The sequence below is a fragment of the Paenibacillus sp. FSL H8-0261 genome (assembly GCF_045040645.1).
Lineage (GTDB): Bacteria > Bacillota > Bacilli > Paenibacillales > Paenibacillaceae > Paenibacillus_AQ.
In genome coordinates, this window is the sequence record NZ_CP150297.1 from 4,897,487 (window position 1) to 4,914,474 (window position 16,988).

At 43.1% G+C, this 16,988-nt stretch carries 14 protein-coding genes and 1 riboswitch; of the genes, 2 read left to right on the forward strand and 12 right to left on the reverse strand.

Annotated elements, in window-relative coordinates:
• Nucleotides 1-7: 7 nt before the first annotated feature.
• The 7 genes from MHI27_RS21870 to MHI27_RS21900 form a co-directional block, all read right to left on the reverse strand.
• Entirely contained in the window at nucleotides 8-1,054 is a 1,047-nt protein-coding gene (locus MHI27_RS21870) for an arabinogalactan endo-beta-1,4-galactanase (RefSeq protein WP_405174696.1), read from the reverse strand.
• Nucleotides 1,055-1,056: 2 nt separating this feature from the next.
• Nucleotides 1,057-1,935 (reverse strand): carbohydrate ABC transporter permease, encoded by an 879-nt coding sequence (locus MHI27_RS21875; protein ID WP_042190304.1) that lies wholly within the window; start codon nucleotides 1,933-1,935, stop codon nucleotides 1,057-1,059.
• Between the two features lie 24 nt (nucleotides 1,936-1,959).
• A complete protein-coding gene (locus MHI27_RS21880) occupies nucleotides 1,960-2,850 on the reverse strand; it encodes a sugar ABC transporter permease (RefSeq protein WP_042129685.1) in 891 nt (296 codons plus the stop codon).
• 247 nt (nucleotides 2,851-3,097) lie between these two features.
• Nucleotides 3,098-4,801 carry a sugar ABC transporter gene (locus MHI27_RS21885; protein WP_405174697.1) on the reverse strand — a complete coding sequence of 568 codons (1,704 nt, stop codon included), beginning with the start codon at nucleotides 4,799-4,801 and terminating at the stop codon, nucleotides 3,098-3,100.
• A 109-nt stretch (nucleotides 4,802-4,910) separates the two neighbouring features.
• On the reverse strand, nucleotides 4,911-6,551 hold the full coding sequence (locus MHI27_RS21890; RefSeq protein ID WP_149647061.1) for a response regulator: 1,641 nt from the start codon (nucleotides 6,549-6,551) through the stop codon (nucleotides 4,911-4,913).
• 11 nt (nucleotides 6,552-6,562) lie between these two features.
• A complete protein-coding gene (locus tag MHI27_RS21895; RefSeq protein ID WP_076284532.1) occupies nucleotides 6,563-8,314 on the reverse strand; it encodes a sensor histidine kinase in 1,752 nt (583 codons plus the stop codon).
• Nucleotides 8,315-8,618: 304 nt separating this feature from the next.
• The gene (locus MHI27_RS21900) at nucleotides 8,619-9,578 is read right to left on the reverse strand and encodes a DMT family transporter (protein ID WP_076299551.1); all 960 of its coding nucleotides are present in this window, start codon (nucleotides 9,576-9,578) and stop codon (nucleotides 8,619-8,621) included.
• A 126-nt stretch (nucleotides 9,579-9,704) separates the two neighbouring features.
• Nucleotides 9,705-9,853: riboswitch (FMN riboswitch) on the reverse strand.
• A gap of 208 nt (nucleotides 9,854-10,061) precedes the next feature.
• Between MHI27_RS21900 and MHI27_RS21905 the strand changes: the two genes are divergently transcribed.
• On the forward strand, nucleotides 10,062-11,252 hold the full coding sequence (locus MHI27_RS21905) for a substrate-binding domain-containing protein (protein ID WP_405174698.1): 1,191 nt from the start codon (nucleotides 10,062-10,064) through the stop codon (nucleotides 11,250-11,252).
• 207 nt (nucleotides 11,253-11,459) lie between these two features.
• Nucleotides 11,460-12,956, forward strand: a complete 1,497-nt coding sequence (locus MHI27_RS21910; RefSeq protein ID WP_405176778.1) for an N-acetylmuramoyl-L-alanine amidase — start codon at nucleotides 11,460-11,462, stop codon at nucleotides 12,954-12,956.
• A 50-nt stretch (nucleotides 12,957-13,006) separates the two neighbouring features.
• On the opposite strand, the gene MHI27_RS21915 is transcribed toward MHI27_RS21910, so the two are convergent.
• The 5 genes from MHI27_RS21915 to MHI27_RS21935 form a co-directional block, all read right to left on the reverse strand.
• The gene (locus MHI27_RS21915) at nucleotides 13,007-13,411 is read right to left on the reverse strand and encodes a VOC family protein (protein ID WP_405174699.1); all 405 of its coding nucleotides are present in this window, start codon (nucleotides 13,409-13,411) and stop codon (nucleotides 13,007-13,009) included.
• A 23-nt stretch (nucleotides 13,412-13,434) separates the two neighbouring features.
• A complete protein-coding gene (locus MHI27_RS21920) occupies nucleotides 13,435-14,907 on the reverse strand; it encodes a carboxylesterase/lipase family protein (RefSeq protein WP_405174700.1) in 1,473 nt (490 codons plus the stop codon).
• A 19-nt stretch (nucleotides 14,908-14,926) separates the two neighbouring features.
• Entirely contained in the window at nucleotides 14,927-16,081 is a 1,155-nt protein-coding gene (locus tag MHI27_RS21925; protein WP_405174701.1) for an AI-2E family transporter, read from the reverse strand.
• A gap of 169 nt (nucleotides 16,082-16,250) precedes the next feature.
• On the reverse strand, nucleotides 16,251-16,400 hold the full coding sequence (locus tag MHI27_RS21930) for a hypothetical protein (RefSeq protein ID WP_405174702.1): 150 nt from the start codon (nucleotides 16,398-16,400) through the stop codon (nucleotides 16,251-16,253).
• Nucleotides 16,401-16,568: 168 nt separating this feature from the next.
• Nucleotides 16,569-16,928 carry a (2Fe-2S) ferredoxin domain-containing protein gene (locus tag MHI27_RS21935; RefSeq protein ID WP_405174703.1) on the reverse strand — a complete coding sequence of 120 codons (360 nt, stop codon included), beginning with the start codon at nucleotides 16,926-16,928 and terminating at the stop codon, nucleotides 16,569-16,571.
• Nucleotides 16,929-16,988: the final 60 nt, after the last annotated feature.

A 16,988-nucleotide genomic window follows, 5' to 3' on the forward strand; every position in this document is an offset into this window, starting at 1 on the left:
ATAATCTTTAGAAATGGAGCGAATCCAGTTTCTTACCTTCAAAATCAAACAGAGCTAAATTGGACCACCCATTCTCATGCCCAACAGACCATTCCATTTGCGAAGGAATCCAAGCAGGCTCCCAGTAATAAAAGCCGATTCCTTTTCCGTTAGGTGTATTCTCAATTACGTTTATGAAATCCTTCATATACTTAGTTTGACCCTCTACTGTGGCTTGATAACCTTCATGGAGCTGGGTTTCCTCATTCACAATTACTGGAAATCCTTCAGGTGCATTCAGTGTCCATGGATAGGCTGTTTCCACCACAATGATATCCTTGTTATAACGCAGCGCTAATTCATTCAAGTTAAGCTGCAAGTCGTCCAAAGTACCATGCCACCAAGAGTAGAATGATAATCCGATAACATCAAAATTTACGCCATGTTCTAAGAAACGATCAAAAAAGTTACGGCTCGCCGGATGATCAGCACCCCGGTCAATGTGGATCATGATGGACAAGTCAGAATCGACGGACTTCGCACCCGCTATACCTGCTTTAACTAGCGTAGTGAACTGCTCCCACTGCTCCGGAGTATCACAATCTCCATCAACCTTGCCTTCTCCCCATAACATGCCTGGCGTAATTTCATTACCGATCTGCACCATATCGGGCAGTGTGCCTTGGGACTGTAATGCTTCAAGGGTCTCGCGTGTATAATCATACACGGCGGATGTCAAACCACTGAAGTCAAGTGCCTCCCAAGCTTTTGGCTTCCATTGGTTAGCTGGATCCGCCCATTTATCTGAATAATGAAAATCCAGTAGAAAATCCAGCCCTGCTTCTTTGATCCGCTTTGCCATAACCAGCGTCCGTTCCAAATTGCAAAAGACGCCTGGAGGGTCATTCCAAATCCGAAGCCGTATGGCATTTACTCCATTGTCCTTAAGGATGTGGAGTAAATCCTCACCTTCCTCAGCAGTCGGAAGAGAGCGACTATGGAATTTGCCTCCACCCTGCTCTATTTCATCCAAAAACGAGATGTCCATTCCATTAATAAATGTCGTTATCATCATCCCTACTCCTTTACAGAACCAAGTGTCATTCCTTTAACAAAATACTTCTGCAAGAATGGATATACGATTAGAATAGGAGCAGCCCCGATAAAGATTTGCGCGGCTCTAACCGTTGTCTGCGAGATTAATTCCATCTCCTTCGGATTAATGCTCATGGAGCTCATATCCCGTTGAATGATAACGGTCTGCAGAAAGGTCGCCAGCGGAAACTGCTTAGAATTGTTCAAATACAATAGTCCATCGAACCAGGAGTTCCAGTGGAACACCATACTAAACAGTGCAATCGTCGCAATCGATGGTAATGAAATCGGTAAGTAAATGCTGAACAAGGTACGGAAATGTCCTGCGCCGTCAATTAGCGAAGCTTCCTCCAAATCTTTAGGAATACCGCGGAAGAAGTTCAGCATCAGAATTACCAAGAATGTATTCACCGCACCTGGCAGAACGAGTACCCAGAAGGAATCCATTAAGCCAATCTTTTGAATAACAATATAGAATGGAATCAGACCACCATTAAACACCATGCTGAACACGAACAACCAGGAATAAACATTCCGGCCTTTGAAGGCCGAGTTTTCCTTAGATAGCGGATAAGCTGCCAGAAAAGTAATCAGAAGCGTAAGTCCGGTTCCGAGTACAGTTCTTTGTACGGATACCCATATAGAGTGTAGGAATATCGGATTATTCATTGTCTTTTTATAAGCTTCCAGAGAGAACTGCTTTGGCCACAAGCCCACCAGATTGGCATCAGCCGCAGACTTGGCACTGAAAGATACAGCTAATACGTGAATCAGAGGAACAATACACATGAGTGCGAGTATGATCAGAAAACAAGTATTGAATATGTTGAAAATACGATAACCTCTAGTTTTGTAATACATAGGTCTCCCTCTTCCATTGGTAGTTTAGAAAATGCGATATCCTGCCCATTTTTTAGCCAGACTGTACGAAACAAGGATTAGGACCATACTAATGGCTGACTTGAACAGTCCGATTGCTGTACCAAAACCCATCTCACCATTCAGAATAGCTGTCCGGTATACGAAGGTGTCGATAATATCGCCTTTCTGATAGACCAGCGGATTGTAGAGGTTAAAGATCTGGTCAAACCCTGCATTCAATACATTTCCGAGAGCCAGAGTACCTACTACAACAACCATTGGCAGTAGAGAAGGCATTGTGATAAAACGTGTCTGTTTCCAGCGGGTTGCACCATCTATTTCAGCAGCTTCATATAATGAAGGGTTAATTCCTGCTAGAGCAGCCAGGAAGACGATCGTGTTATAACCAAATTCCTTCCATACATCCGTGAGAATGACCGTGAATCTGAACCAGTTATTATCTCCTAAGAAAAAGATGGGTTTAATCCCCATACTGCCGAGGATCTGATTGACGAAGCCATCTGTAGCAAGCAAATCTAGCAAGATCCCGCCAAGGATGACCCAAGACAAGAAGTGAGGTAAATAAACCAATGTCTGAATTGTACGCTGTATATAAACCTTGCGAATCTCATTCAATAGAATGGCGAACACAAACGGCACAGCCAGATTGAAGATCATCTTCAGAACGGCAATAATCAATGTGTTCCAAATGACCTGCATGCTGTCATTACGTTCAAATAGATAGCGGAAATTATCTAATCCAACCCACGCTGATCCCGAAATTTTTAGCCATGGCTTATAATCCTGAAACGCCATCACAATTCCGCCCATCGGTATAAAGCTGAAGATGATCAGGAATATCATCGCCGGCAGCAACATTAAGTGAAATGGCCATGTTTTTTTAAGTGTTCTCATCCTTGGTCCCCCATATCGTGTCAAGTTCTTCTGTAACCATACTCAAATTATAGCAACGACAGGATTCCCCAAATAGCGAGCAAAACCAATATATATGGTACAAAACCAATCTCTTTACCGTATAGAAACAGAAGCAAATTTATACAAATTCGAATAACCGCTAACGCAAAAAGAGACCGTTCCCACAGCTAAATAAACAGCTGAGGAAACAGTCCCGAATTGTGCTACTCATACCCTTAACAGAGCATTATTTTACGCTGTCATACCATTCATTTACTTCTTTAGTGATTTGGTCGCCACCGCCTGATTTCCAGGTCGCTACGAAGGTATCGAAAGCTTCTAGTGGCTTGTTGCCATAGATGATCTCATTAAACGTTTGGTTCTCGATTTTGTTCAGATAATCCATCTTCGATTTCATAGTTTCAGTAGTAGGACCGGTGAACATATTTTTGAAGGATTTATCCTCTTGTGCCAATAGAACTTTCGCTGCTGCAGGGGTATCTTTACCGTAGTTCACAGCTACATCCTTCTCCAAACGAGTGGTTGGTTCAGCACCATCTGCAAGGTTAAGAAGGGCTTTCATTTGGGCATCCGGAATCCGGGCACCGTCACGAACCAGCATATAACGAACGCTGTTCACATAACCACCAGCAATTTTTTCATTATCAATCATCTTACCGTTTGCATCTAGTTCATAGTCATATCCTGCGAAGAGACCATTATCCAGCTCGCTACCAGGCTTAGGATCAGCGAAGTTATCGAACAGATAGTTTTGATAGGTGAAGAATGCTTCTGGATTTTTCATTTTAGTGCTAATCAGAGTTACACCGTTGGTGAACTGTGTACCATGACGCATAACTTTACCATCTGGTCCCGCTGGAATTTCAATTGGAGCCCATACAGCATTCGGAGCATTCTTCACAGTATCCTGAAGCGGCCAACCGCTCATCCAGTAAGGTCCTGGGAGAATACCTGCTGTACCCGCCACTGCTGGCTCAGCTGTTTTGTTCTCATCCCAAAGTGCTGCTTCTTGAGGAATATAACCCTTTGCGAGCCATTCCTTCATTTTTTCCAACCCTTGCTTCATACCTGCATTTACAGAACCGTATTCCAATTTACCATCAGCATCAAGATTCCACTGCTGTGGAAGCGTTCCATAAGCACCGAAGATCCAGGAAGGATCGCCCATCCAAGTGTTCATCGATGTCTTAAAGCCGATACTGAGCGGAGTTACTTTATCTGGTGCCAAGCCATCAGGGTTCTGATTCTTGAATGCATCCATAACCTTTTCCAGCTCATCAATCGTTTTAGGTGCTTGCATATTTAGCTTGTCTAGCCAATCTTGGCGGATCCAGAGAATGTAATCATGGTTGTACGCGTAATCAAGTACAGGAAGACCCATTTTTTTGCCATCGCGGCTGTATTGGTTCCATACGTTAGGATCCTGTGCCATGGCTTCTTTCCAAGTAGCTGAGGCGTATTTATCGAACAGGGTCCCCACTTCAGCATACATACCGGAATCGATCAAATCCTGAGCAATCGTGCTATCACCTGTACCGATCGTTACAACATCGGGCATTTCCTGACCAGATGACATCGACAGGCGTAGCTTGGTTCCAAAAGCACCATTCGTATCTGTGATGGACCAAAGTGATTTAATATTGATGCCGAACTTTTCTTTTGTCCACTTCGTAGCAACGTTATTATCAATGCTTTCCCCATTCTTGAATTTAAGCTCAGGGTCAACACCCCATACCGTTGTAATGGTTACCTCAGGATCATATTTATCCTTGTAGGCGTTTTCAGAATTAGATGTTGTATTGGTAGTCGTATCACCGGCTGTATTCTTTCCATCAGCAGCATTATTGCTCGAGCAACCTGCGAGACTACCTACCAAAAGCATACTCATACACAGGAGCGGCAGCCATTTTTTTCTCTTCATCGCGCTCATTTTGTTCCCCCTTAGATTCCTTAAGTGTTGGTTATGACTTAATTATAGGGAACGAAGATGATGTCGAATACGTCATTTAAACAAGGTTTCTGCACCTTTCTCAACCTCTCTATCCGTCACGAAATTCATTTGGTGTCATATTGTAATGCTTTTTGAACATTTTGCTGAAATATTGGGGATTTTGATATCCGAGTTCGGTAGTGATTTCATAGATTTTTTTATTCGTATTCTTAAGTAAATAAAGTGCACGTTCCATCCGCATGCGGATAATATAGTCTCCGAGCCCTTCTCCTGTCTCTGCTTTATATATTTTAGATAAGTATACGGGGTGCAGATACACATGATCCGCTATCGTCTTGACCGACAGATCATGCCCAGAATGGTTCCCTACCAGCTCATGTACCTGCTTAATAATGTAACTTTTCGTGTTCTGATCACTTTCTGAGAGTTCCTTCTGAAGCTTGTTTAGCATATCGAACGCCCAGTCCTTCAGTTTGTCAAAAGAAACAATGATGCTCTGAGTCAACATCGGATCGAACGCATATTGGTCGATTTGTGAGATGAACTGCCCCCCTTTGTGGGCAATGTACATGAATGCATTAGTAATGGACAGAAAGACTTCATACAGATGCTCACTTGAAAAGCGTGCATTCTCCATATCTCGGAACACATCAGCTATCTTCTGGCGGGCTGTATCCCATTGTTTAGATTCCAGCAAATGAATGAGCGTTGGCGGACGATAAAGGCTTTCGAGTGATTTGATGCTCATCATCTCCTGAAGATGACGATCCCCCAGATAAAGTACCGAGCCTGTTTCATTATGTGTTGTCAAATACATTGAACTTAAGCCACTTCGATAGGCAGCCGTCATCCCTTCGGGAAAAGCAAACCACTCCGTTACGATAAGCGATATCTCACCCTTCAGGTAGTTACTCACACTAATTCTGAAGTTAGCGATCGCTGACTTAAGGATTTGTTGTCTCGCAGCATCGTAATTATTCGACTTCTCTAACTCTCGCTGGATGACTGGCTTCAGTTCCACAAGCAAAATTAAACAATCATGGGGTGCTTTGCAAAACCAGACATGGAACTGCTCCTTAAAGAGCTCCTCGGCAATATTGCCGATGGCATATTCCATTAAGGAGACGGAATGATGATCCATTGCCGCATAATGCTTACCCAGCTGAATCAATAACATCGCCGCTTCAACATCTGATTCGAAAGAGATTTCATATTCTTTAAGCTTTAATGCAAGTGTCCGCTCAGACAGCACTCTACCAAGCAGTAATTCATGCATCAAGTTAGCCCGTAAGACACTGTAATCGGCTTTGCGATTATAGAGTAGCAAATGATATTTATCATGTGCCTCCCATTCATCTTTTAGAGACTCAATCGCTCCGGAGATACTATTGATAAATTCCTCATCACTTACTGGCTTCAAAATATAATCAAAAGCCTGTAGCTGAATCGCCTTCTTAGCGTACTGAAAATCAGAATAACCTGTCAGCAGAATCGACCGGATATCCGGCCATCTCTCGCTCACCGTTTCAATTAATTGCAAACCGGACATTCCAGGCATCGAAATATCAGTAACCATGATATCTATGTCCTGCTGTTCCAATATTTCCAGAGCCTCGGCACCCGATGCCGCCTGATGTACTTGTTTTACGCCAATCTCGTCCCACGGAATCGTGCGGGCCAGACTTTCTGTTACATAAGGCTCATCATCGACTAACAATATCTCTATCATCATATTCCCTCCTAGATGTCATCCATATTATTGTCAGTTAGCGGTAACAACCACTGAAGTTTAACCTGCAATCCTCCGAGTGATGATGGTGCAATTGTCAATCCTGCATCCTCACCAAAACGCAGCCGCATTCTCTGATGCACATTCCAAAGCCCGCAGCCCATTTCTTCATCCATCGCTTTGCCTAGCTTATTTTCCAATACGATAATTTCCTCCGGGGTCATGCCTTTTCCGTCATCCTCAACCGTTAATGTCATAACTCTTCCGTTGCATGTGCCCGTAATTCGCACCAGCCCCTCTTTAGAGACAGGCTCAATCCCATGGATAACCGCATTCTCGACCAAAGGCTGAAGAACCAACGGAGGAAGATCTCTTTTCCGCATTTGCGGCGGGATAAGAACTTCATATTGAAGTCTGCTCATCCTCATTTTTTGGATCTCCAGATAGTGAGTCACAAATTCCGTTTCTTCAGATAAAGCAACAAGATCGCGTTCTTGGCGGGTCGTATATCTGTAATACCGGGATAAATTATGCGACATACCGACGACAGCACCCATATTATCGAGCTTCGCCATACTCGTAATAAATGAGAAGCAATTATAGAAGAAATGCGGATTGATCTGGGATTGAAGCTGCTTTAATCTAGCTTCTCGGACATGGATCTTTTCCATTAACACATTCTCAATCAGCTTCTGAATCTGTTCCACCATGCTATTAAACCTTCCGGACAGGAAGCTGAACTCATTCTTACCTTTGATCTCCACCCGCGCAGAGTAGTCTCCTTGCTTCAACCTCTGGAAGCCTCCAACCAATAATCGAACGGGCACCTGCACCTGAACATACAGTAGATAGGCTACGAGACAGCTCATTAATAACAATGCACCAATAGCAAAATAAAATAAGCGGTTGGAGGTTTGGATCGGATGCAGTATTTCTGACAGCGGCATATAGTCGATCAAATACCAGCCCATTTTATCCGAATAGACTATGTTTACACTGTAGGACTCACCATTAATGTTCACTGTACGATTTTCACTTTGCTTCAGCTGCTCTTGCTCCAGCCTTTTTACCAATTCATTAGCTAGCAGCTTGTCAGCACTACGGTTAAAGATAAGTCCAGTACCCTGTTTATAATAAAAAGGATCTCTCCTGCCATCACTTTTGAATTTATCCAGCATATCTTCAATGTTTCGGCTGTCAAACTCCACTTTCATAATCGTATTGACCTTTTCAGGAGTGAACTCTGACATGAAGGGGGTAAAAGAAAACCAAGAGAACACAAAATGGTCGCCATCCTGCTCAACGATCTTTTCTACATGCCAGCCTGACTTAACTTCCCGCTTCAAATCCTCATCCGAATACGGTATAGCATCATTCTCTGACACCATTCGGTGGATGGACGGTGAATATAGGTACAACTTACTCTTCCAGTTGGAGGAGCTTTCCTGAATACTGATTTTGGTCTGAATCCGCTTAATCAGGTTTATCGCATCCAGGTTCAAATGTGTTCCCTTCAAATAAGTATCCTTCAAACTCAAAATATCAGGATCATGAATGAGCAGGATCGGCCAGGAGGACAACAGCTCCATATTACTCTCTACTTGATTCTGAAAAAAACTGAGCTGATTGCTGTTCGAAGTATTTAACTCCGTACGTAGCACATCCGTGGTCGTCTTATTGGAATAGAAATAGAGGATCGTAATAGGAATCAGCATGATGACCATGATACTTACGATTTTGGTAAATAAATTATATCTATACACTTTCCTTCACACTCCGACTCAAATGTCATAGCCTCTATTGTACAAATAAATCTTCATTAACGCATAGATAATTTCTCCCTGCAAAATGAGGTAGACAGGTGATAGCTTGTTCAAGCACTATTATCGTCCTCTCTATTGTAAAGGCTTAAATTATTGCGCTATATGCTACGTACGAAACATTTCTGCAGTTTTTGCAGTCTAATGTATTGTAGAGACATACAAAAAGGGATGATCCGAAAGCCGCTAGGCATTCCAGTCATCCCTTTATACTTTATTTAGTTCAATCTATACAATCAGAGTCTGTTCAGAGCGTTTGTGCTTTAGATTGTTGACTCGATATGAAAAATAAAGCGGTCCAGATCAACGCGAACCCGATAATTTGCGGTAGCGTGACGAGCTGCTGGAATACGATCCAGTTAATGATTACTCCCGTCATAGGAAAGCTTAGTTCAGCCAATGTAGCAAAGGAAGCTTTGGTAGTGCTGAGTCCTTTGTAATACATCAGCATACTGAGTAGTCCTGGCAGCAGAGCCTGCAGCAACAAATTAATGGCTATGGCAGCAGATGCACCAAATCCACCATTAATCTGCCAAGGAGCACCTTCTAATGTGGTGATAACAAAAAGCAACGGCAGCGCCAATATAAATCTTAGGGAAGTCACTGTCTCATATTTCATAGACCCAAGCAGATAACGTCCCATTACTGTTGATCCACCCCACAATGCGGCCGCTCCTAAGGCCATCAGACTGCTAACACCGATAAAGTTGTTCACATGTCCGAATGGAATACTCCAGCCAAAGGTCAGCAGATAGGTTCCTACCAGTGCCACAATAATGAGGATTCCGAAATTTTTAGGCAGACGTTCTTTAAGAATTAAGGCTGCAAGACCGATAGCGAATATTGGCTGAAGCTTTTGCAGCAACAGCACAGCATTTAAATCCCCACTGGAGAGTGCCATCGTAAATAGAATTGTCGCCCCGGCAGAACCTCCCCAGGAAACAATTAGCAAAGCTCCAATCTGGCGAAATCCAATACCTTTTAGCTCCGCCCGGTGACGCCAAAGAACAGGGGAAGCAGCCAAGAAAAGCACCACATGCTCCAAAAGAACAATTTGCGATGAGGTCAAAGATTTTAAGAGGATAATACGAAAGAGCGGATCCACGCCCCATAGTGCTGCACCGAACACAACGAGCCAAAACCCACTGCGTAACGGCGACGTGCTGCTTACCTTATTAGCTGATGATGAAGCTGTTACATTACTCATAATTCCATTCTCCTTGTCGATACAAACCCTCGATAAGAGACCAAAAACCCCCGAATCACCATAAAAGGTCGACTCGGGGGCATTATCAATAAAGACGTACAGGATAGACTCCTAGCGCCTTTATCTTATGATCCTCTCCCATCCGGACTTTACCGTCGGCTCTGGATTCACACCAGATCAGTCACTTCTCTGCAAGCAGAACAAGTGAGTCGCGGGCTCAGTTCGCTTTGAACATTACCGCCGGTTGGGAATTTCACCCTACCCCGAGAATCTTGTATTCCGTTGTTTTTTTCACAATCTCAGAATAAACCTCTTCTTGCCATTCGTCCAGTACTTTATGAAAATATACATAAAATTTTCATGTATCACAGCTTTTCTTACATATTTTTTTCGTTATTGTTCTACTGTCTCATCCCAAAAAATCTGTATAATGAAATTATGTTTATTTTTCCATAGTTTAGGAATTTTTCTAAGGAGGTTGTTATGAAAGAATCATTTTGGATGAAGGAGTCATTCTGGACGAAGTTATTGTTTTCCTTTTTTGCTGTCGGAGTCATAGCTTTTTTAGGATTCATAGGTTCGATAATTACCGCGCTTTTCGGGGGACTAATGTTTTATACTCCACTTGTGGCGATTTTATCTGTTGTGATAGCTATTTATGTTGTACTCCTTATATTTAATGTGTTGTCCCGAAAAACAAGCAATATTATATTGCTATCCATCCTCGGACTTAGTGTGCTCGTAACCGCAGGATATGAGATCAAACAAGCATATATCAACAGCATTGCCACGGTCGATGATCGGGAAGTTAATTTGGTACAATACGAACCTTTTGCTGAGAATACCAAAGCAGTGAATTTGGATAAACCTTCTTCATATCATATCGATAACAACTTACCAAAATTGGATGGTGCAACCGCACTATACCCACTGTATTCAGCTTTCGTGCAATCTGCTTATCCTGCGGCCAGTTATAATCCATATGATTTTCAAACAAGTCAAGTGATTTGCAGTAGCACACAGGAAGCTTACAAAAGACTAATCGAAGGTGAAACTGATATTATCTTTGTCGCTGCTCCTTCTCTTGCCCAACAGAAACATGCGAAGCGAAAAGGCGTCGAGCTGAAGCTCACACCCATCGGCCGCGAGGCTTTCGTATTTTTTGTGAATAAACGAAACGAAGTAACTGGACTTTCCACCGCCCAGCTTAAAGATATCTACGCAGGCAAGATCACCAATTGGAAAGATGTAGGCGGAGCTAATAACCGTATTCGCGCTTTTCAACGCCCAGAGGATAGTGGGAGCCAGACGATGCTGCAAAAGTTTATGGGAGACACTACACTCATGACACCTCCTAAGGAAGACGTGGCGGATATTATGAGCGGAATTATTAAACAAACCTCCAGTTATCGCAATTATAAAAATGCACTCGGGTACAGCTTCTTATTTTACGCCTCAGAAATGAATCAAAGTGGGGAAATTGCACTACTCGCCATCGATGGTGTTAAGCCCGACAAAGAGAGTATTCGCAGTGGACAGTACCCTTTGGCAACAGAATTTTATGCTGTGACTGCTGGAAGTGACAACCCCAATATTCAGCCCTTTCTAGATTGGATGCAATCTGTTCAAGGTCAGGAATTGGTAGAAAAAACGGGTTATACTTCTTTGCAATAAAATATTGTTAGGGAAAGAGAGCTAACCCAAATGTTTGGGAAAGCTCTCTTTTCGCTTTTTATACCGAAATTTTTCCTTTTTCACTCTAAAAGAGCGCAACTTTTGGAAACTATTGTCGTTTAAGATTTATATAAGCCGAAACTGCATCATAGGAAGAAAAAGTAAGAATTGCTAGAAACCAAGAAACGGGGATGGTAGGGATTGCAGATGAAGAAGTTTGGTTTTTTGGCGTTACTGCTGCTTTTGTTGGTGCTGGTTCATCCAGGAACTGGTTATGCCGGCTCTGCAGAGACACACATCAATCTAGACGGCAATGATCTTAAGATTTCAAAAGAAGCACAAGTCCAAATTGTAAATGGAAGCGTGATGGTTCCACTTCGCCTCGTTACGGAGCAGCTTGGTTATACCGTGAAATGGGATAATGTGACCAAGACTGCAACCATTGAGCAAAAGGGAACGACATTAAAGCTTATCGTGAATAATGCGATGGCAGAGGCTTCGGGGAAACAGGTAAAACTGGACAACCCTCCTTTTCTCAGTGGCAACACGACCCTCGTTCCTTTAAGATTTGTTGGTGAACAGACAGGAACTACTGTCGGTTGGGATAATGTGACCAAAACGGTATACTTAACTTCTCCAGTTCCAGAGATTGGCGGAAGCGAACCAGAAATTACACTTCCAGACACATCTGTAACCGCACCCTCTGATAATGGATCGAATGGTAACACAACAACTGATGGAAACACCTCGACGGCAGCAGTCACAAATCTTAGCTTCATCGATAACAAGCTCATCATCGCGATGAACGGCAGTGTAACACCAAATGTATTCACAATGACAGATAAAGACCGAATTGTCGTAGATTTACCGAATACCAGCTTTGGCGACAGCTTTCATCAGAACCTTTCTGTCGGAAAAAACCAAAGTGGGCAGTTGACGATTACCGAATATCCTAACGTCTCAACCATTCGTTATTCATTATTCAGTAGTTCTCCCTCTACGATCCGGATCGTGATTGATCTGAACAGTGCGAATAACTACAGTGTAACGAATGCTAACGACGGACTTATTATAGTGGATCTAAATGGGACAAGCACAACGCCTCCTGCAACCACTGTACCTGAAGTACCGGTCACAACGCCTCCACCTTCTACTGGCAACACAGACAAGAAGATAATCGTTATTGATGCAGGACATGGTGGGAAAGATCCTGGCACTGGAAGTAACCGCAAAGAGAAGGATTTCACCTTGCCAACAGCACTAAAAATTGCAGAATTACTAAAGAAAGAGCCAAATATTGAGGTTGTGCTCACTCGAAGTGATGATACATACCCGACCCTGCAGGACAGATCCAACCTCGCCAATAAGGTGAAAGCAGATTTGTTTATCTCTGTTCATGCCAATAGTATCCCAGTGGGCAGTAAGAGCAATCCTAGTGGTACAGAGACCTATTACACACGTAAAGATAGTTTATTATTCGCGCAAACCGTTCATAAATATCTTACTGTTGCTACAGGTCTTCAGGATCGAGGCGTTCGTCAAGCAAATTATCATGTAACAAGAGAAACTAAAATGCCAGCCATTTTATTAGAATGTGGTTACTTAAGTAATACCAAGGACGAAGCATTACTCTTCACGGTAGATGTTCAGAATAGGATAGCCGAAGCAGTAGTTCTAGGGATTAAGGAATATTTAGGTCGATAGAAAAAAGGGGAGCTTCTTAGCCAATTAGCTAAGAAGCTCCCCTTTCTATTTTATTCTTGTTTGTTATTCCAAACACTCATTCGTTCTCTTAGATTAGAAGTGTGTAGCTCTAACTGAATCCCATCTGGATCGAGAAAGTTGACGGTCCAGCCTACTCCCCTTTTAACAGGTTCTCTAATGATTCGTACTTCGTGGGTACGGAGTACCTGTAAAGCCTCCTCGAAATGTTCTTCCGCTATACTAAAGGCAATGTGGTCTATCCCAATTACACTGCCCATTAATTCAGTGTATTCTGGCTTTTCAATGAGGCAAATCCATGCGCTTCCCCATTCCAGATAAGCATCTGTATTCCCTTTGTGTATTAGCTGAAGACCCAAAATACCAGTATAAAAATTCAATGAGCGTGATAAATCACTTACATTAACCGTTACATGATTAAACCCTTGGACCTTCATCTCCGCTCATCCCCTCAGACTTCTCAAACCAGAATAGAGACAATTCTCTTGCGTTTCTCTGAATCCGGATCTTGAGTTACTCGCATCTCTTCATCAAAGATCAGTGTAGGACGTCCTTCCAGATTATACTCAGGCCATGATAGCTCAGATGTCGCTGGGTCTCCTCGATGAGCAAAGGCAATCCATGCCGCATGCATACTTTCAGCCAATTTTTGCATTGCGGGTGTAATTTCCGCACCCAAGCGAGTTACATGAGACAGATTGTTAAAAGCATAGACAATTTCCGCACCATGTACAGCTTTGTTTAACAATGGATGGCCAGGGACCGTCCCATCAAAACGATACATCCACACAGGCGCATAGGCCAATTGATTCTCAGCTAAGGATATAGAGGTTCCCCAGAAATATAGATCCGTTAGAATCTCCGCCTGTCCCTCCCATGTAGAAGAATAGTGGCTGGCAACCTCCGCCAGACTTCCAGTTCCCATCATCTGCTCCAGCGCCTTGAGCGATTCATCAAAGTCTGCACCTGGTGTTTCTCCCCTGAAAAATAAATTACCCTCATCTCGATTGGTTCCAATCAACAAAGGAATACCCTGGGCCGATCCTTCTGCCACAGCCTGTGCAGGATCTACAGGAAGTGTATCCCCATCAATGACAGGCTGAAATAACATGCCTATTGAACCACCCGTTAATTTAATGGTCATTCTTGTGGCTGCTTCTATAATTTGTTCCGCTGAGAACGTATTAAGTAGGCTGGTATCTCCATCAGGAGAAATGCCAAGTTCAGTAAGTAATGCTACAGCAATATCTTTTCCTTGCTGATTTGGCAAGGTTTGAGCAGCCCCACTTTGCATGATCGCTCCAGCAAATAATCCCTTTGCAGCAGGCATAGCCAGAAGGGCAGCGATACTCATGCTGCCCGCTGATTCTCCAAATACCGTAACTCGCTGAGGGTCGCCTCCTAAGGCGGCAATATTAAGCTTTACCCATTCCAGCGCGGCAATTTGATCCAGCAAGCCTTGATTAGAGGCAAATCCATCACCAAGCGAAGACAGATGCATAAAACCAAATGGTCCCAGTCGATAATTAATCGTCACCAAGACTACATTACCGTTCTTCGCGAAGCTAGTGCCATCAAACTGTGGCTGACTTCCAGCACCAGTCACAAATGTACCCCCGTGGATCCAGAACATTACAGGAAGTGCCTCGCCTGGGGATGCAGGTGACCATACATTTAAATATAAACAATCTTCAGAATGACGAGGTGTTACGCCACCGAAACGCGTACCTCTCGTATCCGCTGGCTGATGGCTAACTGGACCAAATTCAGAAGCATCTCTAATTCCGCTCCAAGCTTCTGGTGGCTGCGGCGCACGAAATCGAAGCTCTCCAACTGGTGGAGCGGCAAAAGGGATTCCACGCCAAACGTTCACGCCATCCTCCTCTCGTCCTTGAAGCTTACCGTAAGAGGTTACTGCTATCGGTCCTACCATTACATTTCACCCTTCCACATTATTCCTTATTCTCTTCAATCTGCTTATACAATCCGGACTGGAACCGGAACCATTGAAAAATATGTGTAAATACAACCTTGAGCACCGCGTAACCAGGAACTGCAAGGATAATGCCAAGAACGCCAAACATTTTTCCGGCAAAAATAATCACAAAAATGATCGTGATCGGATGAATCTTCAGTGTCTTGCCCATAATCTGCGGAGAGATAAACTTTCCTTCAATCAGCTGTACAGCCGTCCAAACGATGATCATCTTCAGCAGCATAAATGGCGAAGTGACCATGGCCACAATTAAGGCTGGTGTAATAGCAATTGCCGGACCCAAATAGGGAACAACTGCTGTACATGCAGCAGCAATGGCAAGGACAAGTGAATACTCCAGACCAATAATCAAGTAGCCAATATAGAGCAGCGCACCAATGCAGCAGCTTACTATAATTTGCCCTCGAATATAGGAAGATACCTGGGCGTTCATCTCCGACATTACCATCCGAGTCTGCGGCTGCAGCGCGGTAGGTATAAATTTCAAAATGTAATCTGGCAATCTTTTTCCATCACGAAGCAAGTAGAATAGAATAAACGGTGTCGTCACCACCGCCAGCACAATCTCCGTAACGGCTCCGACGAAGCTTCCTACACCTGTTAGCGCATTATTCAGAAAAGAAGTGCCCCAAGCCGTAATTTTACTGGTGATTTCACTTAGGTTGGTTCCTATACTATCTTGAACTTGACCAAAGAATTCGCTTCCCGTCAGATTCATAAATCGTTCCTGGATCAAGTCACTATACCTTGGAAAATCGTCAATCAAACCAGATAATTGCGTTCGAAGAATCGGAATCACCATCACCAGAATCAACGTAATAATACCCGCAATTAACAGATAAAGAATGATGATTGCATACACACGTTTCATCCTGAATCTTTTTCCCATTAGGTCTACTAACGGATTCAACAAGTAATAAGCGATACCGGATAGTAACAATGGTGCAGCCACCGTATGCAGCAATACAGATATAGGCGTAAAAATAAACGGTATCTTTGAGAACACCAGGATAGTTACCCCAGTTAACAATAAAATAAGTAAGGTTACCACAAATTTATTGTTCAGAAAAAACTTCTTAAACTTCCCCGGCCACACCTGCAGCCTCTCCATCGAACCCTCTCCCCCATGCGCCACCTTATATGAAGTGTTATTTTATTCACTTTTTAATAGCATAGTCAACGTTAGGGGCGCAAGTCAAATTTGATATCTGCAATTCTGCCCGCCTCCACAAAACCAATGGATTGATATACTTTGTTAGAATCCAGGTTTTTGGCATCTGCTACGCCATGAATTCTGCAATCGTAGTACTGTATTTTTCAGTCGCAAGCATCATATATGTATGAAAAGTTTCTTCATGTAATTCACAAAAAGATTCCGCAAACAACTGCGCCGTTTCTGCATGATCATCCACTGTAAACCTCTTAAACATGTCTATTCCCCCTAGATCTTCCTTTCATTCAATCATAATCCTCTACTAAACAAAAAGAAACGAAGTTGCTTTCCTGAAAAGACAAAAAAATACCGCCAGCGCATTGACGGTACTTCAATCATTTCTACTTAGATTTCACTTAGCTGCGAACCTTCGATCAGTGAACAGCTATTTTTTCTTCTTCCCTTTAGCTCCCTTGTCATTTGCAGCCATCAGCTGACCATCATATGTATACAGCAGATGATCCTCAAGTCTCTCGCCTTGTAAATGCTTCCGTACTAGCGATTTCGCTGATTTAGGTGTGATCCCTTTATACCACACGCCTTCAGGGTATGCGATCACGACGCAGGAATCTGAACATCTACCATTACAACGGGTTACCGTCGTATGTATAAGACTCTGTGCACCTTGCTTTTCAATCTCATCTTCTATCGCTTCAGCTACCTCTTCACCTTTATGTTTCTTGCAGCTGCTACCATTACATATCAACAAGTGACTTACGGTTCCTTGTAAATTCCAAGTTGTCATGAAATCCCCATTCCTTTCATACTTAAAAATATTCGTTAGCGGATTATTCTAAACACTATC